A 24,472-nucleotide genomic window follows, 5' to 3' on the forward strand; every position below is an offset into this window, starting at 1 on the left:
AAGGAAGAAACGGACGGGGCGCTTCCCGGTTACGACGTGTCGCGCCCCGTGGCGCGTGATGGTGGTGGTCAGGCGGTGGCTGCGGCCGGTGCGTAGACCGTGGCTGGGTCGAGGGCCAGGTTCGCCTTGGCCTGCGCGGACATCGGGTCGGCGATGACCTCGGCCTGCTTCGCCTCGACCCCGTCGAGCGCGGCCCTGACGACGTCGGCCGGATCGTTCTTCTCGAACGGCAGTCCCTTGGCCAGGTCGGTGTCGGTGGGTCCCAGATACAGGCCGGTGACCAGGGTGTTCTGTGCGGAGAGTTCGAGGCGGACGCTGTTGGTCAGGCTCCACGCGGCGGCCTTGGCCGCGTGGTAGGCGCCCCAGTGCTCTGACGGGACCCAGGAGGCGACCGACAGGACGTTGACGATGGCCCCGCCGCCACCCGCCTTCAGGATCGGGGCGAAAGCCCGGATCATGCGCAACGGGCCGTAGTAGGCGGTGTCCATCTCCAGTTCGATCTGCTCCAGGTCGCCGTTGACCAGGCCGTTGACGGTGTTGATGCCGGCGTTGTTGACCAGCAGCGTCACGTCCGAGGCGACTTCCGCCACGGCGGCGACGGAGGCCGGGTCGGTGATGTCGAGCCGGAGCACCTCCGCTCCGGGCAGATCGACGCTCTCGGGGTTGCGCGCGGTGGCGTACACCTTGGACGCTCCCCGCTCCAGCAGTTGGGTGGCGAAGTGTCGGCCGAGGCCGCGGCCCGCACCGGTGACGAGGGCGACAGAGTTGGCGATGTCCATGGGAGAGGTCCTTCACGTAGGAGTGCGGCGTCGGACGCACCGTGGGCGGGGTCGACACCAGCTACGCTAAAACCTCTCGCTAACGTCAGGTGCAAGTCCTTTCAGGGTGGGAGCTCCGCGAGGAGGCGTCGTGGCTCGCCGGCGAGCTGCTGGCGGCGACTCATGGGTCATGGCACAGACCATGTACGAGGGGATCAGGTGGCGGTTCGGTCGGAGTCGACGAGTGCCGCCGGATCGACGCGCTGAATCTCGGTGCTCCGCTCTGCCGCCATGACCTGGGCCCCCAGAGCTCGGGCAGCTGCCGCCCGCTGTGCATCCTGCTGACTGCCGTCCGCGAACGGCCGGGTTCCGGTTCCGCTGAGATCGGTGCCTTCCAGGACCTGCGGTAGCCGCGTGCGCCGGTCCAGCACGGCGTGGGCGGTCGCGGTGAGACGGGACGCGGCCGGGCGCGCGTCGGGGAGCCAGGCCAGCACCAGCTGGGTGGGCGGGTATCCGTAGACGGGCACTGCTCGTACGGATCCGCCGAGGCGGTCCCGGACGCTGTCGCCGACGACGACCACGAGCCGGCCGAGTGCGACGCGGTCGACCATGGTGTCCAGCGCCTCGTGGGGCAGTTCCGCTTCGTAGCCCGGCAGTGCTTCCACCTCTGCGAGGGTCAAAAACGGGCGGTCGGCCAGAGGGTGGCCCGCCGGGAGCAGGACGACCGGCTCCTCAAGGCCGAGCTCCATCACCTCGAGACCAGAGCCGGGGGTGGCGACCGACTGGCACATCAGGGCGACGTCCGCGGTGCCGTCCCGAAGAGCGCCGATCTCGTCGTAGGTGAAAACCACCTCGGTGAGCACGCCGTCCGGGCCCCGTGCGCCGACGGCGAGGAGATCGGGCAGAATACCCGGGCCCGCGGCGGGGCGTACCGCGACGGTGACCCGTTGCGGTACGGCGGCCTTGCGCGCCTTGCGTACGGCGGTGTCCAGCGCCGCGAGGATCGTGCGGCACTCGGCCAGGAAGACCTCGCCCGCGGCTGTCAGCGTCACCTGCCGTGTGGTGCGTTTCAGCAGGGGGACTCCCACGCGGCGCTCCAGTTGGGCGATGGCGCGGGACAGGGGCGGCTGGGTGATGCCGAGGCGTTCCGCGGCCTGGCCGAAGTGCAGGGTCTCGGCCACGGTCACGAAGTAGGCGAGTTCCCGGGTCTCCAACTGATTCATGCTTCCAAGGTATTACCTGTTGCCCAGACAGTCATTGCTCCGCCGCTGACGCCCTGGTCAGCTTGGTCGTGCGCCTCCCAGGCCCCCGGCCGGTCGAGGTGCTCGTGCCGTGCCGACCCCGCACGCATCACACATCACGAGAGGCAGAGCTGTGAAATCCGTTCAGTACCAGAGCTTCGGCGGTCCCGAGGTCCTTGAAGTCGTCGACGTTCCGGATCCGAAGATGTTCGCCGATCTCGTGGTGGTGAGAATCGAGGCAGCCGCGCTCAATCCGGCGGACCTGGCCTTCCAGGCCGGATACGCGGATCCTCTCGTGGACTCCCTCTTCCCGGTGACACCCGGATGGGACCTGGCCGGGGTCATCGAGCAGGCCGGACCCGCGACGACGGGATTCAGGCCGGGCGACGAGGTGATCGGCTTCGTCCGTGACAAGGCCATGCACTACGGCACCTACGCGGAGAAGATCTCGGCCGAACCGCGCCAACTGGTGCGCAAGCCGAGGAACCTGAGCTGGGCCCAGGCCGCCGGACTGCCGGTCGCCGGGCTGACCGCCTACCAGGCGATCGTGCACAGCCTTGAGGTGACCGCCGGAGACGCCGTCCTGGTCCACGGGGCGGCGGGAGGCGTCGGACACCTCGCCGTCCAGATCGCCGTGGCACGGGGCGCACGGGTGCTCGGGACCGGCTCCGAGGCCAGCCAGGCGTTCATCGAGTCACTGGGAGCGACGCCCGTGCGCTACGGCGACGAACTCGTCGAGCAGGTACGCAAGATCGCCCCGGACGGGATCGACGCCATCCTCGACACCGCCGGGCGTGGCTCCCTGTCCACGACCCAGGAGATCGCCGCCCTCGGTGCGCGGGTCGCCTCCATCACGCGGTCCGCCGCCGAGTACGCGGGGGCCATCGACGTCTACCTCCACCTCGACGGCGACGACCTGACCCGGCTGGTGGAGCTCGCCGAGGAGGGCAAGCTCACGGTGCACGTCGAGCGGGCATTCCCGCTCGAAGAAGCGGCGCAGGCCCAGCAGTTGCTGGCCGGCGGCCACGTCCGAGGCAAGATCGTCCTGGAAAACCGCAGGGAGGCATGAGGACCATGCAGGACAGTCCCGTCATCACCGCGGTCACCGACATCGCCTCTCCCCCGGCGGAGGTGTGGAAGGTGCTGACCGACTTCGCCGGATACGCCAAGTGGCACCCCGCGCTGCGTTTCATCGATGCTCCCACCGAAATACTCCCCGGAACCCAGCTACGGGCCCAGGTGACGCTGGGGACCGAGAGCGACGGGGAGTACAGATTCACGGTCGCCCACTACGAGGCACCTCGGCGGCTCGTCTGGGAGGGCGGCATACCCGACGTCCTCATGGGGCGGCACTCCTTCGATCTCAAGCCCCGTGACGGCGGAACACGCTTCACGGAATCCGAGGAGTTCACGGGCACGGCCGCCGTGGAAACCGTGGAGCCCGCCCGGTCCCAGATGGAAGAGAGCTACGCGAGGTACGGCAGGGCCCTGAAAGAACGACTCCTTTCCGGACACTGACCACCCGCGCAACCCACACCGGAGACGTCCGCGCCCGAAGACCGCAACTCCCCACGGTCTTCGGGCGCGGGTACACCCGAAGACGCAGACCCAGCACCACGCGGTAAAGCAACGAACGGCAGGTTCGGCATCGTCGGCGTCGCGGTGCACGCATGGCCGTCAAGGCGGGGATCGACGTACCGCTCAGCAACCCGCACGGTCTCCAGACCCTCGAACCCTCACCGACCGCCTCGCCTCGGGCGCACGCTCGCTCCGGCTCAGGGCGCGCGGGCACCTCGGTGAACGTCCCGTATGCCTCGGCCTGCTCATCAGTCAGCTCGGCCGTGGGTGTCGGCGCCCTTCTCCTGGCGGCCGGCGTGGGTGGCGGGTGCACCCTGGTGCAGAGCAGGGGTGGCCGCCCAGCTGGCGAGGAGCTTGAGCCGGTCTTCGTGGGGGGTGCCCGGCTCGGCGGTGTAGATGGTCAGGGAGTGCGCTTCGCGGGCGGACACGGGCAGGTCCAGCGGCTGGTAGGTGAGTTCGAGGAGGCCGGCGTCGGGGTGGTGGAAGCGTTTGACGCCGCCGTGGTGGATGCGCACGTTGTGAGCGGCCCATTGGGCGCGGAATTCGGTGCTGACCGTGGACAGTTCACCGACGAGCGCGCGCAGGGACTTGTCGCCTGGGTAGCGGCCGGCTTCCGCGCGCAGCAGCGCGACGGTGATGTTGGCGGCGCCGTCCCAGTCGTGGACGAAGTCGTGGGAGGCGTCGTCGAGGAAGTAGTACCGGGCGAAGTTGGGGCGACTGCGTTCGTCGGTGGTGCTGCTGTCGAACATCGGCGCGAACAGGGCGCGGGCGAGTGCGTTGGTGGCCACGATGTCCAGGCGGCCGTTGGTGACGAACGCCGCGGACAGGGTCATTGAGTCCAGAAGCCACTGGACGCGGGGCGGGACGTCGACGGGCTTGCGGCGGCGCCGGGTGGCGGGGCTGGGCTGGGCGGCTTTGGCCAGGTCGAAGAGGTAGGTGCGTTCGTCCTCGTCGAGTTGCAGGGTGCGGGCCACCGCTTCGAGGACATCGTCGGACACGCCGCTGATATGGCCTTTCTCCAGCCGCGTGTACCACTCGGTGCTCACCCCGGCGAGGACGGCGACCTCCTCGCGGCGCAGCCCGGGTACCCGGCGCCGGCCGCTGGTGGGCAGGCCGACCTGCTCGGGGGTGAGCTGGGCGCGGCGGCGGGCGAGAAAGTCACGGATGTCGGCGCGGTTGTCCAGGCGGCGTTCCATGCTCTCAACGCTACGGTCCACAACCGTGGGGAGGGGGGTCGAGCTTGTACCCCCGACAAACGCAGCCTCCCGCGCTCGCGGTGGAGGCTGTTTCGTGGGATGCGAACCACGTTCTCGATCCCTGCGGAGATGATGTATGACCACGCGAGGAGGTACCCTCCACGCCCCTGCCGGTGTACGCGTCGACGACGGCGAGCGTCCACCCACCCGGCTTCCGCTCGTCGTCTACGTGCTGACTCTCGGCACTTTTTTGATGGGCACGACCGAGTTCGTGGTGGCCGGGCTGCTGATCACTGTCTTCGCGGTCGGGATGATCGTCGGCGCGCCGCTGACGGCGGCAGGCGTCCGCACATGACGAGGACCGTGGCCCCCGCGGTGACCACGGTCCTGCTGCTGGCGCTCTGCCTGCTGTCCGGCCACGCCGCGCCCACGGTTGCGCTCATCGCCCTGCTGGGGCTGTTCGGGCTGGGCGCGAACCCGGTGCTCATCTTCCTGGGGGTGAGTTTCGCGGGTCAGGCGCTCCCTCTGAGGTCCGCGCTGACCGAGTCCCCTTTGAGGGCCACGGGCCCGGCGGCTGTCGGCACCGGCATCGCCGCGCTGACCCTGATCCCCGCGATCACCATCGCCCTCATCCAGCGTCGCCGTCCTATGGCGCGCATCCAGGCCGCTACGGCGTGACGCCCGCCCGGGGCCGGTTACGCCCTTTCAGCAGGGGCAGGCGCGAAATGCGCATACCGAAGAGAGTGCGGAGATCCCGTACCTCCCTGAAATCCACCGGCGCCACAGGCGCCGACGCACAGAAAAAGGAGACTCACCCATGCGTGGAGTAGTCATGCACACAGCCGGTGACGTCCGGGTCGAGGAGCGCGAGGATCCGAAGATCGTCGAACCCACTGACGCGATCGTGAAGCTGACCGCGACCTGTATCTGCGGCTCCGACCTGTGGCCGTATCGCGGCATCGAGCCCGCCGACCACACGCTCATGGGCCATGAGTACGTGGGAGTGGTGGAGGAAGTCGGCTCGGATGTGACGACCGTCCACCCCGGGGACTTCGTGGTCGGATCGTTCGTCATCTCGGACAACACCTGCGAGATCTGCCGGGCCGGGTTCCAGTCCAAGTGTGTGCACGCCGAGTTCGTCCACGGGGGGATCGGCACCCAGGCCGAGAAGGCGCGCATCCCGCACGCCGACGGCACGCTGGTCGCCACCCCGGGACAGCCCGATCCCGAGTTGATCCCCGCACTGCTGGCCGCCTCCGACGTGCTCGGCACCGGCTGGTACGCCGCCGTCGCCGCCGAGGCCGGACCCGGCAAGACCGTCGCGGTCGTCGGCGACGGCGCGGTCGGCCTCATGGCTGTCCTCGCCGCCAAACAACTGGGCGCGGAACGCATCATCGCCATGTCCCGGCACCCCGAGCGGCAGAAGCTGGCCCGCTACTACGGGGCCACCGACATCGTCGAAGAACGCGGCGACGAGGGCATAGCGAAGATCAAGGAACTCACCGGCGGGCTCGGCGCGCACTCGGTCATCGAGGCCGTCGGAACCCAGGAGTCGTTCATGCAGGCCGTCGGCGCCACCCGCGGCGGCGGACACCTGGGGTACGTGGGCGTGAACTACGACGTGTCCATCCCCGGGATCGAGCTGTTCTTCGCCGGGATCCACACCCTCGGCGGCCCGGCCCCGGTGCGCCGGTTCCTGCCCGACCTGATCCAGCTCATCTGGGACCGCAAGATCGACCCCGGCAAGGTCTTCGACCTCACCCTGCCCCTCGACCAGGCCCCGGAGGGCTACAAGGCCATGGACGAGCGGCGCGCCACCAAGGTCCTGCTCACCCTCTGACACACCAGCTCACGCCGCCTCCCGGCCGAAGCGCGGGCCGTGGGCCGGTCCTCGGCGGCGTCGATCACGCCGATCGGTCACCGGTGGTCCACTCGCGTGAACACCGATTCCGTCCTCTCGTCGCGCCGTGGCGCAACGAGAGGACGGCAGGACCTTCGAGCTTCTGGCGCTTTCGCGAGTATCAGGGCGACACCGAAGTCGTTCGAGCCGAAGGTGCGGGCGATGACCAGGCCCACCAGGGGCCGACACCGACGATGGAAATACTGGTCACGGAGTCACCTGTATGTTCCTGAATTGGGATAGCGCCCTCCGGTTCGCTGTGGCAAGCGCAGCACGAAAAATGGATAGGTCAATCCGATTGCTAGACTGGCTGGTATGACCCCTGGCGCTCAGCACCCCGACGGTCCCGCCGTTCAGCCTCTGCGCAGTGACGCCGAGCGAAACCGGGAGCGGATCATCGCCGCAGCGCGCACGGTGTTCGCGCGGGACGGCCTGAGCGCCTCCATGGCTTCCGTGGCCCGCGAGGCGGGCGTGGGGATCGCCACCATGTTCCGCCGCTTCCCCACGAAGGAGGAACTGGTCGACGCCGTCTTCTCCGACCGCATGGGTGCCTACGCCGACGTGGTCACCGGTGCCCTGGAGGACCCCGACCCGTGGAACGGTTTCGTCGGCTACATCGAATCCGCCTGCGCGATGCAGGCCGCCGACAACGGCTTCGCCGATGTCCTGACCATGACCTTCCCTACCGCCAAGGTGTTGGAGGAACGCCGTAACGGGGCGTACGAAGCCATGCTGCGGCTCATCGACCGCGCCAAGGCCACCGGCCGCCTGCGCGAGGACTTCGACCCCTCGGACCTGGTACTGATCCACATGGCCAACGCCGGCGTCGTCAACGCCACCGGCGACGCCGCCCCGGACGCCTGGCGGCGCGTCGTCGCCCTGTTCATCCAGTCTCTTGAGGCCCCGGCCCGCGGCCCGCTGCCCGGCTCGCCCGGGCACGACGCGCTCTACAGGGCCATGCTCCGCGTCGGCCAGGGCACCACCAGACCGGTGCCGGGCAAGGGCGGCTGACTTCAGGACCGGAGCACCCGTGCCGGGGCGCGGCACGGGTGCGGCATGTCGGGCAAGAGCGCTGGCACATGGCGGTGGCGGGCACTCGCAGTTGTGGAGATGTACCCGCGCTCGCGAGGCAGTTGGCGTAGCGACGCGACACCCAGGTCGGTGACGGTCGCGACGCACTCGATGAATGCACATGCGAACGCCGTGAGTCGTTCTCTCGCCGGTGCCCCTATGCCGAGGGGAGGCGGACCCGACCTGCACGCGTCCTGAAACTCGGCCTCGGCGAAGAGAGCCAGGAGAAGACTGCTCCGGTCGGTGAACCGGCGGATCACACCCGAACCCCGGCGCTCCCCTGTGGGGATCGTCAGTCGGGGATCGGGGTGAGGATCTGGTGGAGTGTGCGGTGGGTGATCTTCCAGCGCCCGTCGTCGAGGCGGTAGTGGTCGGCCTGTTCGAAGATGTGTCCGCCGGTGGCCACAGTGTAGGGGGCGGGTCCGGATTCGGTGGGTGGGCGGCCGCCGTACCCGAGCAGGGTGACGGTTCCCTGAGCGGTGGTGTCGCCGATGGTGTGGAAGTGCGTGGCCCCCATTATGTGGCGGGCGGTCAGCTCCTCGGGCCCTGGACGGGCGTTGAGCAGGTCCAGGATCTCGCCATGGCCACGTATCTTCTGTCCGAGCCGCTCGTAGAGGGCGTCGGGGGCGAAGAATTCAAGCACCGCGTCGTACTCGCGGCGGTCGTAGTGGTGGTAAAAAGCAGTGCTGAGCCGGGCCAGCGCCCAGGCGGTCGCGTCCTCGTCGGTCATGCCGTCGTTCCGTTTGGGGTGATGCTGTCCGGGCTGGTGCGGGTCTTGAGGACGAAGTCGAACTCCATCGAACGGTAGGGGCCCTGGAAGCCTGCGGCTGCTGTGTCCTTGGGGTCCTCGTGCAGGACGGTGTCGGCCTGCAGCGCGGGAGGGGCCAGGGTTCCGCCGACGAAGTCGACGGGGATGACCGGGTCTCCCTTGAAATAGACCTCACCCCGCCAGGGAGTGATCAGGTCGGAGTGGTGGACCTCGTAGTGGATGTGGGCCGGACGGTAGAGGCTGCGCCCGAGGGCTGCGACGGCTTGGACGACCCCGTCGACCTTCCTGATGTGGGAGTCGGCGTAGGCGACCGGGGTGACGGTGGTGAAGGTGTAGCGGCCGTCGGCGTCCGTGAACAGGTGGCCGCGCAGGTTGTACGTGGGCACTCCGTCGTCGTACAGCCCGGAGTAGTCGCCGTTGTTGGCCGCATGGTAGATGTCCACTTTGGCGCCCTCGACCGGCCGACGGTTGCCGTCCAGAACGCGGCCGGACACGACCAGGGGAGTGCCGGGTTCGTCCGGTCGCATCGGCAGGACGCCGGGATTGTCGATGCGTGGGGAGCCTGCGATGTACGTGGGGCTGTTGACCTCTTCGGAGGGGGTGTAGCCGTCCCGGCCGCCCTGGAAGACTTCGCTGAACAGCGGCATGGCGACCAGTGCCAGCGGGGCGCCCGTGGCCGCCTGGGCCTTCTGCAGCAGGCCGGTGACCGCATTGAGGTCGTCGAAGGTCAGTCCCTCCTCGTCCCGCATGCGGGCCAGAGCGTCCTTGAACGCCTTGACGAGACGGACTGCGCGGGGGTTGATCAGTGCCGGGTCGACGTAGGACGGATCGGTGGTCGTGGTCATGCCGGTCTACTCCTCTAAATGCGGTGGGGGGATTGGCTGATGGCAGGCATCAGCAGGCCGCGGGTGTGAGGGATTAACTGCTCGCTGGACTCGGTGGTCCCCATCACGCCCGAGGCCGCGAACGGCGCGGTCGGCAGTATCCGTCGCAGCCGAGCTCTTCTCCTTGACCGCGCCGCGGCCCGGAACGCCGCGGCGCGATCAAGGTTGGACGAAGGACGGATGACGCAAGCCGGTCCGGTGTCAGAGGCTGAAGACGAGCTCGGCCTGGTCGCGCTTGGTGGTGTGCAGCTCCCAGTAGACGGGGGAGATCTCCTCGGGCTGGGCCGTCGGGAAACCGGGGACGGCCGGCGTGCCGATCGACACGTCGATGCCGACGTGGGCGGCCTGGATGCCGGTGCCGTCCAGTTCCTTGTGCAGGTTGACCGCCCAGTTACGCAGGGCCGCGGCGGCGGCGTTGACGTTGCCGACCTGCGGCACGGGGTCGATGGAGCCGGCGCCGGTCGTGTAGAGCAGGGTGCCCGCACCGGCCTCGCGCATCGCGGGCAGCACCGCCTTGGTGGCGGCGATCGCCCCGTACAGCTGGAACTCGATCTCGTGCTGCACGTGGGACGGATCGGTGTCGGCCGGGGTGGTCATAGCCGTGGAGCCGAAGGTCCCCACCGGGGAGTACTCCAGGACGTCGATGCTGCCGAACTTCGCGGCGGCGTCCTTGAGTGCCTGGGTGAGCGCGTCACGGTCGAGCACGTCTGCGGGAAACGCGGCGGCGGTGATCTCCTCGCCGGACAGGGTGGCGACGAGCCCGTCGAGCTTCTCGCGGTTGCGCGAGATCAGAGCGACATTGAAGCCCTGGGAGCCGAAGGTGCGGGCAATGGCCAGACCCAGCTGGGGGCCGGCTCCGATGATGGCGATGCTGGTCACGGCAAAGTCCCTTTCAGGAAGACATGGCACCGGAAGGCAGAGATCTGGATAGGTTTATCCGATTCATGATCCGGATAGCTCTTTCCGGTTCGTTGTCGCCACGGTACCACGGAACTGGATAGGGTGATCCGATTGCCCGTGGCGTGATGTGGGCCCTGGCGCCCGGGGGTGGGAGAAGCTGATCGGCGTGCTCAAGGCGACGCGGCGTGCGGTCACTCGGGCGGCTCCCTCACCGGACTCCTGCGCGGGCTCGCACCAAACATCCAGCGGGCCTGACGTGCTCAATCGAGCCCGGGCGCACGGTTCGCGGCCGTTAGCGTCCGGGGTGGCGGTCGGTGCGGGCCCGCAGTGCTGTGACGTCACAAGCCCCGACCGGTCACGCGTCGAGCGGCACCGCCCTACAGTCCGACGATTGTCGGCGATCGCGATTTTCCCCATCTAGGGTGTTTTAGTTACTTCGTTATTCTTCATCCTGAATTCTCCTGATTGGCAATGGGCGCGGCGGAGTTCGGGATCGAGGGACCTGGTCATCGCGGAGTTCGCGTGAGCGGTCTTCGGCCTGTGGGTGGGAAGGCCGATGGGCAGCCCGGATGGCGAGGAGAACGTTCGTCGTGGTCGATGTCACGGGCGGCCCGCCGATGAGCGAGGCCGACTGGGCCGGACTGTTCAAGAGCTGGTTCCTGGAACTGGCCAACTTCCGACTGAGGCAGATCACTTGGACGGACATCGACCAGCACCGTGACTACATCGAGAGCCTGCTGGGAACGGTGACGGCCACCACGATCCACCAGCGGCTGCGCGACGAGCACAAGCTTCAGGTGCCGATCTCCGCGTTCCGCCGCTGGGCGCACGCCACGCTGCCCGACAAAGTGAAGAGGTCGCAGGTCACCGTCCTGCCCGAGGACATCGAGCCGGGCGAGGAGGCCCAGATCGACTACGGCTTCCTGTGGCAGTGGATCAACCGGCACACCAGCACACGGCACCGGATCTGGGCCTTCGTGTCTGCGACCGGACCAAAACCGTCGTCCGCTGGCACGCCGCGCCAGGTGAAGCGGTCCCGCTGCATCCGGAGGCAGTTGGCTTCGCCGGCCACTACGACATCGACATCGACGTCTTGGCCGCCTACCGGCCCACCGGCAAGGACCGGGTCGAGCGCCAAGTCCTGATCGTCCGCGACCACGTGCTCGCCGGACGGGCCTTCTCCTCCACCGAGGAGATGGACGCCGCCTTCATGGCCTGGGTGCCGCAGCGACGCGCCCGCACCCACGCAACGCACCACGAGGTCATCGGACTCGGGCCGCCCGCGATCACGCGGCCCTCAAGCCGCTGCCGCCCCGCGCCGTTCGTCCTGGCCCGCTGGTCGACCGCGACGGTCGGGCCGGTGGCGCCCTCCGGATGTGAGGGGGGCGCGTCGCGCGTTGCGTTCACGCTGTACGTGAGTGTGGTGCCGTATGCGAAGGAGGGATGACCCGGCGATCGGCCCGGCCACCCCTCCTCGTCGTCACCGTCAGCCGAAGTCGCGCACCTTGATCGAGTAGATGCCGCGGCCGTGCGTGGCCGCGTACAGGGTGCGGCCGTCAAGGCCCAGCTTCAGTTGGAGCACGGCGACGGCCGGGAGGTCGCCGACGCGCTGCCAGGTGCTTCGGCCCGGGCGCGGTAGACGACACCGAGGTCGGTGCCGACGGCGAGGCCGCCCTACGGTGTGACGATGGCGGAGTCGGCCGGCACGTCAGGGAAGTTCCTGGAGATGTCCTTCCAGGTGGTGCCGCCGTCCTTGGACTCGAAGACATGGCCGACACGCGCACCCGGGCCCGGGCCCTCGGTCCACTGCCCGGGGAAGCCGTTGACCGTGATGACCACGTGGCCGGCGTTCTTCGGGTCGACGGCGAAGCCGCAGAGGTAGCGGTTGGGTACGGTCCCGTCGACCGGGAGCGTGATGTCGTGCCAGCCGGTGCCTCCCCCAGACTCCGTCCGGGAGGTGCCCCCAGCGTTGCCGACGGAGATGCCGCGGGCGGAGCCCTGGTTGTTGCAGGGGCCGCACCAGGCCGCGTAGACCTTGCCGCCGGAGGCCGCGACGGCCGTCGCGGTGTGGTCGGCTCCGAGGTCGTCACGCTGGCCCACTCGTCGCCGCTGCGGATGGCGTACCCGTGAGTCTGCACCCACACGTGACGGCCGCCCGCGATCCACGTCGAGGGGCTCTCCGCGTCGGCCGCGAGCGGGGCGATGAAGCGGGTCTCGCCGGTGGCGTTGTCGGCCGGGGCGACGTCGTAGGACGTGACCTTGGAGGCGTCGTCGATCCAACTGCCGTCGTTGACAGCGCAGTTCTGGGTCACCTGGATGGAGAGGTAGACGTAATCCTGAGCGATGTTGCACTCGTTGGCCGGGCCGGTGAGGGTGCCGCCGCCGTCGCCCCCGAAGTTGGCTTCGTCCAGCCCGTTCGTGCCATGGCCGACGACGGACTCCCGGTAAGGCGGGCCACACGGCTGGCCGTCAATGCCGGTCATGGGCGGACGAGAAGTCAACTCACTGTCAGCCCGTCCAGGCCAGGTTGAGCACCGGTTCGGACGAACCTATCCGGCAGTGATCGGATCATGTCGTTGTGCCGGTCCTGGTGGGACTGTTGCGTGGTGCTATCCCGGGCGGGGTCTGACTCATGAGATCTATGACCGAAGTGTCCAGTCACAGGCTTGTCGACTGTCGTTGCGGGATGGTGTCTGCTGTCACCGAGCCACAGGGCGTGTCCCAATAGGGGCCTTGCCGAAGTTCAGGCGCCATCACGGTTCAGACCGCCCGAGCAGGCCGGTGCCAGCCACCCAGTACGTCACCACGCGGGAGGCGAACCAATCATGACGACCCGACAGAGCAGCACCTCCTCCAGCACGGATCCTCCCGTTCCGGGCGAGGTCGTCCTGGGCGTGGACACGCACGGCGAGATTCATGTTGCCGCGGTGGTCTCCCCTCTGGGGGAGGTCCTGGGCACTGAGTCCTTTCCGGCCACGGCGACCGGCTACCGTCGGCTGCTCGTCTGGGCCCGCAGGCTGGGGGTGGTGCGCCGGGCTGGTGTGGAGGGCACCGGTACCTTCGGCGCGGGCCTGTCCCGCTACCTGCTGGCTCAGCGCGTCGAGGTGTTCGAAGTGAACCGGCCCGACCGCTCGGCCCGCCGTCTGCTCGGGAAGTCGGACCCGCTCGATGCGCAGGCTGCTGCGCGGGCTGTGCTCAGCGGTCGCGCCCGGGCCCGGGCCAAAACCGGCGACGGTCCGGTGCACAGCGCTCGGATGTTCAAACTCGCCAAGGACTCCGCGGTCAAGGCCCGCACCCAGGCGATCAACCAGCTCAAGGCCGTCCTGGTCATAGCTGACCCCGCCTTGCGGGAGCGGTTGTCGAGCCTGGGCAATGCCGAGTTGTTCCGCACGTGCGCGCGCCTTGGCCTGTGCGACGGCGGGGGCGACGAGGACGCGGTGGCCCAGGCCACCCATATGACCCTGAGTATGCTCGCCGAGCGCATCGAGCAGCTCACCGGGCAGATCGATGAGCTGAACCGGCGCTTGACGCGGCTCGTCGAGCGCCACGCCCCGCAGCTGCTCGTACCGGTGGGCATCGGCCCGGACAGTGCCGTCACGCTCCTGATCACCATGGGAGACAACCCCGAGCGGCTGAACACCGAGGCATCCTTTGCCGCCCTTTGCGGAGTCAGCCCCGTCGAGTACTCCTCGGGCCGGCGGAGCACGCGCCGGCTCAACCACGGCGGCGACCGCCAGGCGAACGCCGCCCTGCACCGCATCGTGTTCACCCGGCTGCGACACGACCCGCGCACCCAGGCGTACTACGAACGCCGAACCCAGGAGGGCAAGACCCGCCGTGAGATCATCCGATGCCTCAAGCGATATGCCGCCCGCGAGGTCTTCAACCTGGTCAGACCGGTTTCCCGCACCCCCGGGTTATAGGGGCGTCTGTGAGATGTGAGAGCGTGCAGGACGTGAGTGAGAGTGCGACGAACACCCTGCAATACCGCTTTGACGGGCCAGAAGAGGCTCCAGTCCTGATCTTGGGTCCCTCCCTGGGTACAACATGGCACATGTGGGATCGCCAGGTCCCCGACCTGGTCAGGCAGTGGCGGGTCTTCCGGTTCGATCTGCCGGGGCACGGCGGCGCGCACGCCTACCCGGTGGGCTCCGTCGGCGACCTCACCGACCGGCTGCTCGCCACGCTGGACCAGTTCGGCGTGCAGCGCTTCGGATACGCGGGCTGCGCCCTGGGCGGCGCCGTCGGCATGGAGCTGGCGCTGCGCCACCCGGAGCGGCTGGCCTCCCTGGCGCTGATCGCCGCCTCGCCCCGCTTCGGCACGGCGGACGAATTCCGGCAGCGCGGGGTGATCGTACGGACGAACGGGCTCGATCCCATCGCCCGTACGTCACCGGACCGTTGGTTCACCTCGGGGTTCGCCGCCGCCCAGCCCGCGATCACCGAATGGGCCGTGCAGATGGTGCGCACCACCGACCCCGGCTGCTACATCGCGGCCTGCGAAGCGCTCGCCGCGTTCGACGTACGGGCCGACCTCGCGAGCGTCGGCGTGCCGACCCTGGTCCTCGCCGGCTCGGACGACCAGGTCACGGGACCCGCCGAGGCCCGAACCCTGGTCGCGGGCATCCCGGACGCCCGGCTCGCGGTCGTACCCGGCGCCTCCCATCTGGTGCCGGTCGAACAGCCCGCCGCCGTCACCGACCTCCTGGTCAGACACTTCTCCACCGCCTGGCAGCCCGCCTTCGACTCGGCCACCGGCCAGACCGCGATCCCGACGGTCCCGCTCAAGCCCGCCCTGACGGCCGCGCCGCCGCAGCCGGTGGCGATCGCCGAGATCGCCCCGGCCGTCGTGGAACCGCCGCAGGGGTTCGGGCGGCCCGACCCGTACGACGCCGGTATCAAGGTCCGCCGCGAGGTGCTCGGCGACGCACACGTCGACCGCGCGCTGGCACAGGCCGACGATTTCTCCGGCGACTTCCAGGAGCTCCTCACCCGCTACGCCTGGGGCGAGGTCTGGGACCGGCCCGGTCTCGACCGCCGCTCGCGCAGCTGTGTCACCCTCACCGCCCTGGTCGCGGGCGGACACCTGGACGAGCTCGCCTTCCACACCCGGGCCGCCCTGCGCAACGGGCTCACTCCCTCCGAGATCAAGGAAGTGCTCCTCCAGACGGCCGTGTACTGCGGTGTCCCGGCGGCCAACAGCGCGTTCAAGGTGGCCCAGGAGGTCATCCGCGAGGAGACCACCCCCACCGACTGAGCCCGCCCCGGTGCAGAGGCAGGATGGTGTCATGAAGCTCACGAAGAAGTCGCATGCCTGCGTCCGCCTGGAGAAGGACGGACAGACGCTCGTCCTCGATCCCGGGGCCTTCAGCGAGGAGGACGCCGCCCTCGGTGCCGACGCGATCCTCGTCACGCACGAGCACCTCGACCACTTCAGCGAGGACCGGCTGCGCGCCGCCCTGGACGCCAACCCCGCTGCCGGGATCTGGACGCTGAAGTCGGTGGCCGAGAAGATCTCGGCCGCCTTCCCGGGCCGCGTGCACACCGTCGGCCACGGCGACACCTTCACCGCTGCCGGCTTCGACATCCAGGTCCACGGCGAACTGCACGCGGTGATCCACCCGGATCTCCCGCGCATCACCAACGTCGGCTTCCTCGTCGACGGCGGCAGGGTCTTCCACCCCGGCGACGCCCTCACCGTTCCCGACCACGCCGTCGAGACGCTGATGCTCCCCGTCATGGCCCCCTGGAGCAAGATCTCCGAGGTCATCGACTACGTCCGCGAGGTCAAGCCCCAGCGCGCCTACGACATCCACGACGCCCTCCTCACCGACCTCGCCCGCCCGATCTACGACAACCAGATCGGCGCCCTCGGCGGCGCCGAGCACCTGCGTCTCGCGCCGGGGGAGAGCACGGCACTGTGAGTGTCAGTGCCGCCGGGTAGGTTGTCAGGCATGCGCATCGCGACCTGGAACGTCAATTCGATCACCGCTCGTCTCCCGAGGCTGCTGGCCTGGCTGGAGAGCACCGGCACCGATGTGCTGTGCGTCCAGGAGGCCAAGCTCGCCGAGGAGCAGTTCCCGTTCGACCAGCTGCGCGACGCGGGCTACGAGGCAGCGGTGAACGCGACCGGCCGGTGGAACGGCGTGGCGGTGATCTCCCGGGTGGGCCTGGAGGACGTAGTCAAGGGCCTGCCCGGCGACCCCGGTTACGAGGGCGCCCCGGAACCCCGCGCGATCTCCGCGACCTGCGGCCCGGTCCGCGTCTGGTCGGTGTACGTGCCCAACGGCCGCGAGGTCGACCACCCGCACTACGCGTACAAGCTCCAGTGGTTCGAGGCGCTCAGGGCCGCTGTCGCGGGCGATGCGGCGGGCAGCCGCCCCTTCGCGATCCTGGGCGACTACAACGTGGCGCCGACCGACGACGACGTCTACGACGTGGCCGCCTTCGAGGGCCTCACCCACGTCACCCCGGCCGAGCGCGCCGCCCTGACCGCCCTGCGCGAGGCGGGCCTGTCGGACGTGGTCCCGCGGCCCCTCAAGTACGACCACCCGTTCACGTACTGGGACTACCGCCAGCTCTGCTTCCCCAAGAACCGCGGCATGCGCATCGACCTGGTGTACGGCAACGAGCCGTTCGCGAAGGCCGTCTCCGACGCGTACGTCGACCGGGAGGAGCGCAAGGGCAAGGGCGCGTCCGACCATGCGCCGGTCGTGGTCGACCTGGACGTCTAGGAGCGCCCCGAAGATCTGGAAACAGGGACCGGCCTGGACGGTGTCCGCTCACGCGCACGTCCTGTCCGCCGGCCCGGCCAAGTCGGCACCGCACCTTGCACGGTGAGGGCGCCGGCAGACGTGGCGAGGCCCTCGGCCGAGAGCGGGGCGGCCCAGCCGTCGAGGTCCGCCACGCCTGGCCGGGCGTCGTCGCCGACCGCCGTTTTGCCGAACAGCCCCTCCGGCGGGAGGAGTTCCAGCCACTCCCGGACGGCCGCGGCCACACGTCCCGGCGCAGGTCCGCAAGCAGGGCGAAAACCACCGCGCCAACCCGGACCCATCGGTGCACAAGCGGATCCACCTGCTCATGAGCGACGAAAAACGCATCCTGAAGCCAAGGCGGCATCGATGGCAGGCGACGCGGCCCTGCGTGAAGTTCGGCGCGAAGTCGCCCGGGAACGAGGGCCCGCGCGCCTGTGGTGCATGCGGCCGGGTGAGTGACACGCTGGGCGTATGAAGATCCCTTTTCTGGGCGGCTGGAGTGAGCAGCCCGGGACCCGCGACCCCGAAGGCATCGCCGAACTCCTCGCCGAGTGTGAGCTCTTGCGTTCCCACGCGGCCCGTTCGGGCGTCCGACTCGACGACACGGCGACCTCGTTGGAGGCGCTCGACCAGCTGGTGCCGGGCTGGCGGGACGACGAGGAGATCCTGCTCTGGCTCGGCAACGACGCCGGACTCTATCTCGGCACGGTCATCGTGCGGACCGTTCCCGGTGCGTCCTGGGATCTGCGTTCGGACGGCCAGCCGGTGATCCGGCTGGAGTCCGGCCGTGAGTTCGACGTCGTGGCCTCCGGCCACGAGTGGGCCGCGAGCGGGGTGCCCGAGCTGTCCCAGCTGTACGCGGAGGTCGCCGAGGAGTGAATCCCTGGCCGCCACTTCGGCTTAAATACGGCTAATGCCCGAAAAGTGCGTGTCGTTCTTCAACTGCGATCTTGCCTCGATAGGTTGCGGCGACCACGACACAGCTGAGAGTGAGTAGGGCTGGGCATGGCCGTCGTCGATCCGTTGATCGAACTGCGTGACGTCAACAAGTACTACGGGGAGCTGCATGTCCTGCAGGACATCGACCTCACTGTCGGCAAGGGGGAGGTGGTCGTGGTCATCGGCCCCTCGGGGTCGGGCAAGTCCACGCTCTGCAGGACGATCAACCGCCTGGAGACCATCAAGTCCGGTTCCATCACGCTCGACGGACGGCCGCTCCCCGAGGAGGGCAAGGCCCTCGCGAAGCTCCGTGCCGAGGTCGGCATGGTCTTTCAGTCCTTCAACCTGTTCGCCCACAAGACCGTTCTCCAGAACATCTCACTGGCGCAGGTCAAGGTCCGACGGCGCGGGAAGGACGAGGCCGACCGGCGTTCGCGTGAACTCCTCGACCGGGTGGGCCTCACCGACCAGGCCGACAAGTACCCCGCCCAGCTGTCCGGTGGTCAGCAGCAGCGCGTGGCCATCGCCCGCGCCCTCGCCATGGAGCCCAAGGCCCTGCTGTTCGACGAGCCGACCTCGGCCCTCGACCCGGAGATGATCAACGAGGTGCTGGAGGTCATGCGCCAACTGGCCCGTGAGGGCATGACCATGGTCGTCGTCACCCACGAGATGGGCTTCGCCCGCTCGGCCGCCCATCGCGTGGTGTTCATGGCCGACGGACGTATCGTCGAGGACCGCGCCCCCGACGACTTCTTCACCAGCCCGGACAGCGAACGCGCCAGGGACTTCCTCTCCAAGATCCTCAAGCACTGAGAGGAGCGACGGCCATGCCTTTCTGTCTCGACTACGATGGTCCGCTCACCCCCAGGGTGACAGCGACCGAGCCCCCAGGGACGCTGCTGCCGGGTGGGGGTCCCCACACGGCCCTTGAACCGTAGGGGCAGCAGTCACAGAGCCATACCCGCCCGGCGCCGGCCGGAGATCACTGCTCGCGCAGCGGAATCGACACGTACGACGGGTCGTCCGCCGGCGAGGAGAAGGTCAGCTGGGCGCCGGACGGGTTGTGCTCGATGTAGAGCGGGTCGACCGTGTCCACCACCAGGGCCAGCCGGTGCCCTGCCGGGACGTCGTAGGCCGTGGAGAACAGCTCCAGGCCGACGTCGATCGGCTTCCCGGGTGTCTGCCCGTGGAAGGTGTACGGCGCGTTGGAGACCAGCTTGCCGAGGCCGAGCGGCCCCACGTCGTACAGATAGGCGACGAGGGTGCCGCTCTCCTTGGTGGGAGTCACCGTCGTGTGCAACTTCGCTGTCCCGCGCACCTGTTGCACGCTCGCGTACTTCTCCGACTGCCATACGGCGGCCCAGCGGCGGGGCAGCAGGGGGATCGAGGCGACCGGGGGAGCCTGGGCGATCTGGTCGAGGATGCTGGACAGGAAGATGATCCCGCCGTCCGCGCCCGAGTCGACGTTGGTGTGGATCGTGGTCGTGCCCGGGAGCGCGATCTTCTTCTGGGTGGCGCCGACGGACTTCCAGTCGGGATAGCCCTCATAGCCGCCGGTGGAACGGGACTTGAGCTGGACGGGCTCCTCGCGGTCGATCCCGTTGTCCTCGCCCTTGAGGTAGTGGTCGAACCAGCGCCCGGTGTCGGTCCACACGTCGTTGGGCAGGCCGAACAGTCCGGTCAGTTCGGCCGTGGCGTGGTCGCCGGGGCGCAGCTCCAGTCTCTTCGGGCCGGTCAGCTTCTCGTAGAAGTCCGCGTACTGGTTGGGCGCGAAGATCGTGTCCCCCCACGCGTTGGCCATCATGACCGCCGCGCCGTTCTTGTTCAGCTGGTCCACATATGTGATGGCCGAACGTTTCTTGCCCCAATTGATCATGTCCTGTTCCTTCGACAGGTTCGACGCGTAGAAGTTGTCGAAGATCTGCCGGAGTTCGGCGCTCTGGCGGCCTGTGACCAGGCTCGCGCCGTCGAGGAGGGCGTTGGCCTGGACGTGCTGGGTGCGGCCGGAGTAGATCGAGGCGATCAGGTCGGCCCAGCCGCTGAGGGCGGCGACGGCTTTGACGCGCTTGTCGTGCGCGGCGGCGAGGAGGCTGATGCCGGCGCCGTACGAGACCCCCGCCATGCCGATGTGCCGGTCGTCCGCCGGGGTGTTGGCGAGTGCCCAGTCGATCACCTTGGACGCGTCGGCGGTGTCGGCGGGTCCCGCCACGTCGATCTCCCCGCCCGACTGCCAGAAGCCGCGGACGTTGTAACTGACCACGATGTAACCGGAGTTCGCGAGCTTCTGGGCCTGCGCGAGGTACTGGACCTGAGGCAGGCCCCAGCTCGTCGGCAGGACCAGCAGCGGGTAGCGCTGTGTGCCGTCGGAACCGGAGGGCGTGACGACGTTCGCCTTGAGCACTGTGCCGCCGTCGCCGGCGATGTCGACGAAGCGGACGGCGTCCGCCGCCTGGGCGGTGGGGGCGAGTCCGAGGGCGCTACCGGCGATCAAGGTCGCGGAGACGGCTCCCACGGTGGTCGTACGCAGGGCCTTGCGAGGGTGTCCCACGGGTCACTCCCTACTCGTGTCAATGCAAAGTGACCAGACGGTAACCTCGACGCTTTACCGGAGGTAACCCGTCGGTAAGTTACGTGGGAGTAACGATTGTTGTGGTGTGAATCAATTCAGGAGGCGCGGTGGGAGTTCCGTGCAGCCGCGGACGCGGGAAGAGGCGTCTTGGCCTCCCGCGTCACATCCGCCACCAGCTCCACGACGTCCGGCCCGTATGCACCGGAGTTGACCACCCGCAGCAGCAGCACGAAGGTGCTGTCGCCGTACTTGCGGGTCAACCGCTCCTGGTTGCGGGCCAGATAGCGGGTCCCGGCCTGGTTGGTGATCGCGGTCTGGCCGCAGAAGAGGAACACCGGCCGGGCGCCGTTGCTCTGGTCGACGGTGAGCCGGGCGAGGAGCGCGTACTCGGACGTGCCGACCTCCACGCGATAGCGCTCGGTACCGATCTGGAAGGCCCCGCGGTCCGGGCTCGGCTCGGCGTCGACGTTCACCCGGACACCGGGCAGCAGGGAGGAAAGGTGCGCTGCCATACGGCGGTTGGAGGCCGGTCCGCCGACGCAGAACTCGGTGCGCTCACCGAAGCCCTGCCGTGCCGCGTCGTGCGGGAGGACCTGGGCGTGCGCGTTGCAGTCCTTGATGAGGGCGGCGAGTTCGAGGAGGGCGAACACGTCGTAGCGCATCACCGCCAGGTCCGGGCCGCTCGCGCCGCGGTTCACGACCAGCAGCGACTCGGAGTTGTCCGGCAGTCCGAAGAAGGCCTGCTTGCGGCGGAGCTTGCGCTTCCACAGATACGTCCGGGCGAGCCAGCCGAGCGTGGCACTGATGCCGGCGGCGACCATGCCCAGGACGATGTTGCGCACGTCGTCATTCATGTGCGCGCATGGTAGCGGGCCGACGGCGCTGGTACGTACCGGTGTTCGATGTGTGGCATTCGCATGACACCTGACCCGAAGAGCACTGTCGTGTCCCCGGCGATGTGGTTACGCTGCGCGGATGTTCTTGGACTGGAGGTAAGGATGCGTCGCCCTGTCGCGCGGAAACTGTCGGTCCTTGCGGTGTCGGCCGCCGTGGTCTCGGTGGGGGCGGCAGCGCCGCCGCACGCCACCACCTCGGCACCCGAGAAAGTGCCCGTCGCCGTCGGCTACGGCGGCGCCGTCTCCAGCGTCGACGCGGACGCCTCCGCCGCCGGCATCGAAGTCCTGAAGAAGGGCGGCAACGCCGTCGACGCGGCCGTGGCCACCGCCGCGGCGCTCGGTGTCACCGAGCCGTACTCCTCCGGCGTCGGCGGGGGCGGCTACTTCGTCTACTACGACGCCAAGTCCCGTACGGTCCACACGATCGACGGCCGGGAAACGGCACCGCTGACCGCGGACTCGAACCTGTTCATCGAGAACGGTAAGCCGCTTGCCTTCGCCGACGCCGTCAGCAGCGGTCTGAGCGTCGGCACCCCGGGCACGCCGGCCACCTGGGCCACGGCGCTGGGTGAGTGGGGCAGCAGATCGCTCGGCAGTGTCCTGAAGCCCGCCGAGCGCATCGCCCGGAACGGCTTCACGGTCGACGACACCTTCCGCTCGCAGACCGCGTCCAACGAGACACGGTTCCGGTACTTCCCGGACACCGCGAAGCTGTTCCTTCCCGGCGGGCAGCTGCCGGTCGTCGGATCCACCTTCAAGAACCCCGATCTCGCCCGCACCTACGCGGAGTTGGGCCGTAAGGGCGTCGGCACGATCTACCACGGCGAGCTCGGCGACGACATCGTCGACACCGTGAACCACCCGCCCGTGGACCCGGGTTCGGGATGGAACGCGCGACCCGGGGAGCTGTCCGAGAAGGACCTCGCCGCCTACCGGGCCAAGCTCCAGAAGCCCACCAAGACCTCCTACCGAGGACTCGGCGTCTACTCCATCGCGCCCTCCTCCTCCGGTGGCACCACCGTCGGTGAAGCTCTCAACATCCTTGAGCACACCGACCTTTCGAAGGCCAGTGAGGTCCAGTACCTGCACCACTACATCGAGGCCAGCCGGATCGCCTTCGCGGACCGCGGGCGCTGGGTCGGCGACCCGGCCTTCGAGGACGTACCCACCAAGGGGCTGCTGTCGCAGAAGTTCGCCGACTCGCGCGCGTGCCTGATCAAGGACGACGCGGTGCTCACCAGTCCGGTGGCGCCGGGCGATCCACGTGACCCCAAGGCCTGTTCGGACCGGGGCACGGCGGCTCCGACGACGTACGAGGGCGAGAACACCACGCATCTGACGGTGGCCGACAAGTGGGGGAACGTCGTCGCCTACACGCTCACCATCGAGCAGACCGGGGGCAGCGCGATCACCGTCCCCGGGCGCGGGTTCATCCTCAACAACGAGCTGACGGACTTCTCCTTCGCCCCGGCGAGCCCGGCTGCCCATGACCCGAACCTGCCGGGGCCCGGCAAGCGGCCGCGGTCCTCGATCTCGCCGACCATCGTGCTGGACCGGAACAACAAGCCGGTGGTGGCGCTGGGTTCGCCCGGTGGCGCGACCATCATCACCACCGTGCTCCAGGTGCTGACCGAGTTCGTGGACCGGGGGCTGCCACTCGTGGACGCAATCGCCGCGCCCCGGGCGAGTCAGCGCAACGCCGCGCAGACCGAGTTGGAGCCGGCGTTGTACAGCAGCGGGGTGCGGTCCCAGTTGGAGGCCATCGGGCACTCGTTCAAGCTGAATCCGGAGATCGGGGCGGCGACAGGGGTGCAGCGGTTGCCCGGCGGGAAGTGGCTGGCGGCTGCCGAGACCGTGCGCCGGGGTGGCGGGTCCGCGCAAGTGGTGTACCCCGCACCGTAGTTGTCCGGGGGCGCGCGGGCGATACAGCCCCGCGCCCACGACGATCAGCTGCGAGGGCGGCTCAGCGTGCCGTCAGGATGCGCGGTCCGGCATCCGTGATCGCCACGCTGTGCTCGGCGTGTGCCGCCCGTGAGCCGTCGTTCGTCTTCAGCGTCCAGCCGTCCGGCGCCTCGTGGTACCCGTCGGTGCCGCCGCCGATGAGCATCGGTTCGATCGCGAGCGCCATGCCGTGTCGCAGCCGGAGCCCACGCCCCGGGCGCCCTTCGTTCGGCACCGGCGGGTCCTCGTGCATGCGGCGGCCGATGCCGTGTCCGCCGAAGCCCTCCGGGACGCCGTACCCGGCGTCCCGGCACACCGTGCCGATCGCGTGTGCGATGTCCCCGATGCGGTTGCCCACGACGGCGGCCGCGATCCCGGCGTCCAGCGCCCGCTCGGCGGTCTCGATCAGCCGTACGTCGGCGGCGCGCGGCGTGCCCACGGTGAAGCTGATCGCCGAGTCGCCCGCCCAGCCGCCGAGTTCGGCCCCGCAGTCGATCGAGACCAGGTCGCCGTCGCGCAGCCGGTAGTGGGTCGGGATGCCGTGCACGATCGCGTCGTTGACCGAGGCGCAGATGACGGCGGGAAAGGGAGTCAGGGCGAAGGACGGCCGGTATCCGAGGAAGGGGGACGTCGCCCCGGCCTCCCGCAGCACCCCGCGCGCCACCTCATCCAGTTCCAGCAGGGAAACGCCCACGTCAGCGACTTTTCTTGCGGCTGTCAGGGCGCGCCCGACGACCTGTCCGGCCTCGTACATGGCGTCGATCGATGTGTCCGTCTTCAGTTCCACCATGCCAATTACTATACCGGTATTAGAATGGTCTCATGGTACGCACTCCTCTCACCCCCGAAGAGCGTCAACGCGGCGAGCGGCTCGGCCGTCTGCTGCGCGAAGCCCGCGGCGGCCGCAGCATGGCCGATGTCGCGGCGAGCGCCGGCATCTCCGCGGAGACCCTCCGGAAGATCGAGACCGGGCGGGCTCCCACCCCGGCGTTCTTCACGGTGGCCGCACTCGCCCGGGCCCTCGGGCTCTCCATGGACGAACTGGCCGGACTGTGTGCGATGGCCGGAGTGTGAC

At 69.1% G+C, this 24,472-nt stretch carries 25 protein-coding genes and 1 pseudogene; 16 read left to right on the forward strand and 10 right to left on the reverse strand.

From position 1 onward, the window contains the following. Window positions 1–68: 68 nt before the first annotated feature. Both OHT57_RS39145 and OHT57_RS39150 read right to left on the reverse strand, forming a co-directional pair. Window positions 69–779: an SDR family oxidoreductase gene (locus OHT57_RS39145; protein ID WP_086746775.1), complete on the reverse strand. Its 711-nt coding sequence runs from the start codon at window positions 777–779 to the stop codon at window positions 69–71. Window positions 780–973: 194 nt separating this feature from the next. After that, window positions 974–1,981: a LysR family transcriptional regulator gene (locus OHT57_RS39150; protein ID WP_319097263.1), complete on the reverse strand. Its 1,008-nt coding sequence runs from the start codon at window positions 1,979–1,981 to the stop codon at window positions 974–976. Window positions 1,982–2,132: 151 nt separating this feature from the next. On the opposite strand from OHT57_RS39150, the gene OHT57_RS39155 reads away from it, so the two are divergent. Next, on the forward strand, window positions 2,133–3,068 hold the full coding sequence (locus OHT57_RS39155) for an NADP-dependent oxidoreductase (RefSeq protein WP_319097262.1): 936 nt from the start codon (window positions 2,133–2,135) through the stop codon (window positions 3,066–3,068). Between the two features lie 5 nt (window positions 3,069–3,073). Then, window positions 3,074–3,517, forward strand: coding sequence for an SRPBCC domain-containing protein (locus tag OHT57_RS39160; RefSeq protein ID WP_319097261.1), 444 nt, complete (start codon window positions 3,074–3,076; stop codon window positions 3,515–3,517). A 308-nt stretch (window positions 3,518–3,825) separates the two neighbouring features. Here the strand turns inward: OHT57_RS39160 and OHT57_RS39165 are convergent, their stop codons facing one another. Continuing rightward, window positions 3,826–4,773, reverse strand: a complete 948-nt coding sequence (locus tag OHT57_RS39165; RefSeq protein ID WP_319097260.1) for a helix-turn-helix domain-containing protein — start codon at window positions 4,771–4,773, stop codon at window positions 3,826–3,828. A 136-nt stretch (window positions 4,774–4,909) separates the two neighbouring features. On the opposite strand from OHT57_RS39165, the gene OHT57_RS39170 reads away from it, so the two are divergent. From OHT57_RS39170 to OHT57_RS39185, 4 genes are all read left to right on the forward strand, one after another. Further along, a complete protein-coding gene (locus OHT57_RS39170) occupies window positions 4,910–5,128 on the forward strand; it encodes a hypothetical protein (protein WP_086746780.1) in 219 nt (72 codons plus the stop codon). Then, window positions 5,125–5,451, forward strand: coding sequence for a hypothetical protein (locus OHT57_RS39175; RefSeq protein WP_319097258.1), 327 nt, complete (start codon window positions 5,125–5,127; stop codon window positions 5,449–5,451). The genes OHT57_RS39170 and OHT57_RS39175 overlap by 4 nt, the downstream gene beginning before the upstream one ends. A gap of 139 nt (window positions 5,452–5,590) precedes the next feature. Next, complete coding sequence (locus OHT57_RS39180) at window positions 5,591–6,613, forward strand: zinc-dependent alcohol dehydrogenase family protein (RefSeq protein WP_319097257.1); 1,023 nt, start codon at window positions 5,591–5,593, stop codon at window positions 6,611–6,613. 375 nt (window positions 6,614–6,988) lie between these two features. Next, the gene (locus OHT57_RS39185; RefSeq protein ID WP_319097256.1) at window positions 6,989–7,684 is read left to right on the forward strand and encodes a TetR/AcrR family transcriptional regulator; all 696 of its coding nucleotides are present in this window, start codon (window positions 6,989–6,991) and stop codon (window positions 7,682–7,684) included. 352 nt (window positions 7,685–8,036) lie between these two features. Here OHT57_RS39185 and OHT57_RS39190 read toward each other — a convergent pair whose 3' ends face one another. From OHT57_RS39190 to OHT57_RS39200, 3 genes are all read right to left on the reverse strand, one after another. Further along, complete coding sequence (locus tag OHT57_RS39190; protein WP_319097255.1) at window positions 8,037–8,474, reverse strand: nuclear transport factor 2 family protein; 438 nt, start codon at window positions 8,472–8,474, stop codon at window positions 8,037–8,039. Further along, window positions 8,471–9,358, reverse strand: a complete 888-nt coding sequence (locus OHT57_RS39195; RefSeq protein ID WP_319097254.1) for a dioxygenase family protein — start codon at window positions 9,356–9,358, stop codon at window positions 8,471–8,473. Before OHT57_RS39195 ends, OHT57_RS39190 begins: the two co-directional genes overlap by 4 nt. A 240-nt stretch (window positions 9,359–9,598) precedes the next feature. Further along, window positions 9,599–10,276, reverse strand: coding sequence for an SDR family NAD(P)-dependent oxidoreductase (locus tag OHT57_RS39200; protein WP_319289091.1), 678 nt, complete (start codon window positions 10,274–10,276; stop codon window positions 9,599–9,601). Between the two features lie 611 nt (window positions 10,277–10,887). On the opposite strand from OHT57_RS39200, the gene OHT57_RS47535 reads away from it, so the two are divergent. After that, window positions 10,888–11,442, forward strand: a complete 555-nt coding sequence (locus tag OHT57_RS47535) for a hypothetical protein (RefSeq protein ID WP_443053534.1) — start codon at window positions 10,888–10,890, stop codon at window positions 11,440–11,442. Then, the gene (locus OHT57_RS47540; protein ID WP_443053535.1) at window positions 11,391–11,744 is read left to right on the forward strand and encodes a hypothetical protein; all 354 of its coding nucleotides are present in this window, start codon (window positions 11,391–11,393) and stop codon (window positions 11,742–11,744) included. Before OHT57_RS47535 ends, OHT57_RS47540 begins: the two co-directional genes overlap by 52 nt. Window positions 11,745–11,783: 39 nt before the next feature. On the opposite strand, the pseudogene OHT57_RS39210 reads toward OHT57_RS47540, so the two are convergent. Next, window positions 11,784–12,699 (reverse strand): annotated as a pseudogene (locus OHT57_RS39210) (glycosyl hydrolase); the annotation flags it as partial. A 423-nt stretch (window positions 12,700–13,122) separates the two neighbouring features. Between OHT57_RS39210 and OHT57_RS39215 the strand changes: the two are divergent. The 6 genes from OHT57_RS39215 (at window position 13,123) to OHT57_RS39240 (ending at window position 18,804) form a co-directional block, all read left to right on the forward strand. After that, window positions 13,123–14,220: an IS110 family transposase gene (locus OHT57_RS39215; RefSeq protein WP_328751548.1), complete on the forward strand. Its 1,098-nt coding sequence runs from the start codon at window positions 13,123–13,125 to the stop codon at window positions 14,218–14,220. Between the two features lie 32 nt (window positions 14,221–14,252). Then, a complete protein-coding gene (gene pcaDC, locus OHT57_RS39220; RefSeq protein WP_328751549.1) occupies window positions 14,253–15,554 on the forward strand; it encodes a bifunctional 3-oxoadipate enol-lactonase/4-carboxymuconolactone decarboxylase PcaDC in 1,302 nt (433 codons plus the stop codon). Between the two features lie 31 nt (window positions 15,555–15,585). Then, window positions 15,586–16,221: an MBL fold metallo-hydrolase gene (locus OHT57_RS39225; protein ID WP_328751550.1), complete on the forward strand. Its 636-nt coding sequence runs from the start codon at window positions 15,586–15,588 to the stop codon at window positions 16,219–16,221. Window positions 16,222–16,251: 30 nt separating this feature from the next. Next, the gene (locus tag OHT57_RS39230) at window positions 16,252–17,031 is read left to right on the forward strand and encodes an exodeoxyribonuclease III (protein WP_328751551.1); all 780 of its coding nucleotides are present in this window, start codon (window positions 16,252–16,254) and stop codon (window positions 17,029–17,031) included. A 492-nt stretch (window positions 17,032–17,523) separates the two neighbouring features. Next, entirely contained in the window at window positions 17,524–17,931 is a 408-nt protein-coding gene (locus tag OHT57_RS39235; protein ID WP_328751552.1) for a DUF6278 family protein, read from the forward strand. A 126-nt stretch (window positions 17,932–18,057) separates the two neighbouring features. Continuing rightward, complete coding sequence (locus tag OHT57_RS39240) at window positions 18,058–18,804, forward strand: amino acid ABC transporter ATP-binding protein (RefSeq protein WP_328751553.1); 747 nt, start codon at window positions 18,058–18,060, stop codon at window positions 18,802–18,804. A 169-nt stretch (window positions 18,805–18,973) separates the two neighbouring features. Here the strand turns inward: OHT57_RS39240 and OHT57_RS39245 are convergent, their stop codons facing one another. Beyond that, window positions 18,974–20,539 carry a CocE/NonD family hydrolase gene (locus OHT57_RS39245; RefSeq protein WP_328751555.1) on the reverse strand — a complete coding sequence of 522 codons (1,566 nt, stop codon included), beginning with the start codon at window positions 20,537–20,539 and terminating at the stop codon, window positions 18,974–18,976. Between the two features lie 116 nt (window positions 20,540–20,655). Beyond that, on the reverse strand, window positions 20,656–21,414 hold the full coding sequence (locus OHT57_RS39250) for a hypothetical protein (protein ID WP_328751557.1): 759 nt from the start codon (window positions 21,412–21,414) through the stop codon (window positions 20,656–20,658). Between the two features lie 144 nt (window positions 21,415–21,558). On the opposite strand from OHT57_RS39250, the gene ggt reads away from it, so the two are divergent. Next, on the forward strand, window positions 21,559–23,358 hold the full coding sequence (gene ggt, locus OHT57_RS39255) for a gamma-glutamyltransferase (protein WP_328751559.1): 1,800 nt from the start codon (window positions 21,559–21,561) through the stop codon (window positions 23,356–23,358). A 61-nt stretch (window positions 23,359–23,419) separates the two neighbouring features. Here ggt and map read toward each other — a convergent pair whose 3' ends face one another. Then, a complete protein-coding gene (map, locus tag OHT57_RS39260; protein WP_328751561.1) occupies window positions 23,420–24,187 on the reverse strand; it encodes a type I methionyl aminopeptidase in 768 nt (255 codons plus the stop codon). A gap of 32 nt (window positions 24,188–24,219) precedes the next feature. On the opposite strand from map, the gene OHT57_RS39265 reads away from it, so the two are divergent. Continuing rightward, on the forward strand, window positions 24,220–24,471 hold the full coding sequence (locus tag OHT57_RS39265) for a helix-turn-helix domain-containing protein (RefSeq protein WP_328751563.1): 252 nt from the start codon (window positions 24,220–24,222) through the stop codon (window positions 24,469–24,471). Window position 24,472: the final 1 nt, after the last annotated feature.

Origin of the sequence: Streptomyces sp. NBC_00285, assembly GCF_036174265.1 — a bacterium.
GTDB lineage: Bacteria > Actinomycetota > Actinomycetes > Streptomycetales > Streptomycetaceae > Streptomyces.

Coding starts and splice junctions, on each gene's coding strand:
- OHT57_RS39145 (WP_086746775.1), bottom strand. CDS start 779: ATGGACATCGCCAACTCTGTCGCCCTCGTCACCGGTGCGGGCCGCGGC.
- OHT57_RS39150 (WP_319097263.1), bottom strand. CDS start 1,981: ATGAATCAGTTGGAGACCCGGGAACTCGCCTACTTCGTGACCGTGGCC.
- OHT57_RS39160 (WP_319097261.1), top strand. CDS start 3,074: ATGCAGGACAGTCCCGTCATCACCGCGGTCACCGACATCGCCTCTCCC.
- OHT57_RS39165 (WP_319097260.1), bottom strand. CDS start 4,773: ATGGAACGCCGCCTGGACAACCGCGCCGACATCCGTGACTTTCTCGCC.
- OHT57_RS39170 (WP_086746780.1), top strand. CDS start 4,910: ATGACCACGCGAGGAGGTACCCTCCACGCCCCTGCCGGTGTACGCGTC.
- OHT57_RS39175 (WP_319097258.1), top strand. CDS start 5,125: ATGACGAGGACCGTGGCCCCCGCGGTGACCACGGTCCTGCTGCTGGCG.
- OHT57_RS39180 (WP_319097257.1), top strand. CDS start 5,591: ATGCGTGGAGTAGTCATGCACACAGCCGGTGACGTCCGGGTCGAGGAG.
- OHT57_RS39185 (WP_319097256.1), top strand. CDS start 6,989: ATGACCCCTGGCGCTCAGCACCCCGACGGTCCCGCCGTTCAGCCTCTG.
- OHT57_RS39190 (WP_319097255.1), bottom strand. CDS start 8,474: ATGACCGACGAGGACGCGACCGCCTGGGCGCTGGCCCGGCTCAGCACT.
- OHT57_RS39195 (WP_319097254.1), bottom strand. CDS start 9,358: ATGACCACGACCACCGATCCGTCCTACGTCGACCCGGCACTGATCAAC.
- OHT57_RS39215 (WP_328751548.1), top strand. CDS start 13,123: ATGACGACCCGACAGAGCAGCACCTCCTCCAGCACGGATCCTCCCGTT.
- OHT57_RS39225 (WP_328751550.1), top strand. CDS start 15,586: ATGAAGCTCACGAAGAAGTCGCATGCCTGCGTCCGCCTGGAGAAGGAC.
- OHT57_RS39230 (WP_328751551.1), top strand. CDS start 16,252: ATGCGCATCGCGACCTGGAACGTCAATTCGATCACCGCTCGTCTCCCG.
- OHT57_RS39235 (WP_328751552.1), top strand. CDS start 17,524: ATGAAGATCCCTTTTCTGGGCGGCTGGAGTGAGCAGCCCGGGACCCGC.
- OHT57_RS39240 (WP_328751553.1), top strand. CDS start 18,058: ATGGCCGTCGTCGATCCGTTGATCGAACTGCGTGACGTCAACAAGTAC.
- OHT57_RS39250 (WP_328751557.1), bottom strand. CDS start 21,414: ATGAATGACGACGTGCGCAACATCGTCCTGGGCATGGTCGCCGCCGGC.
- ggt (WP_328751559.1), top strand. CDS start 21,559: ATGCGTCGCCCTGTCGCGCGGAAACTGTCGGTCCTTGCGGTGTCGGCC.
- map (WP_328751561.1), bottom strand. CDS start 24,187: ATGGTGGAACTGAAGACGGACACATCGATCGACGCCATGTACGAGGCC.
- OHT57_RS39265 (WP_328751563.1), top strand. CDS start 24,220: ATGGTACGCACTCCTCTCACCCCCGAAGAGCGTCAACGCGGCGAGCGG.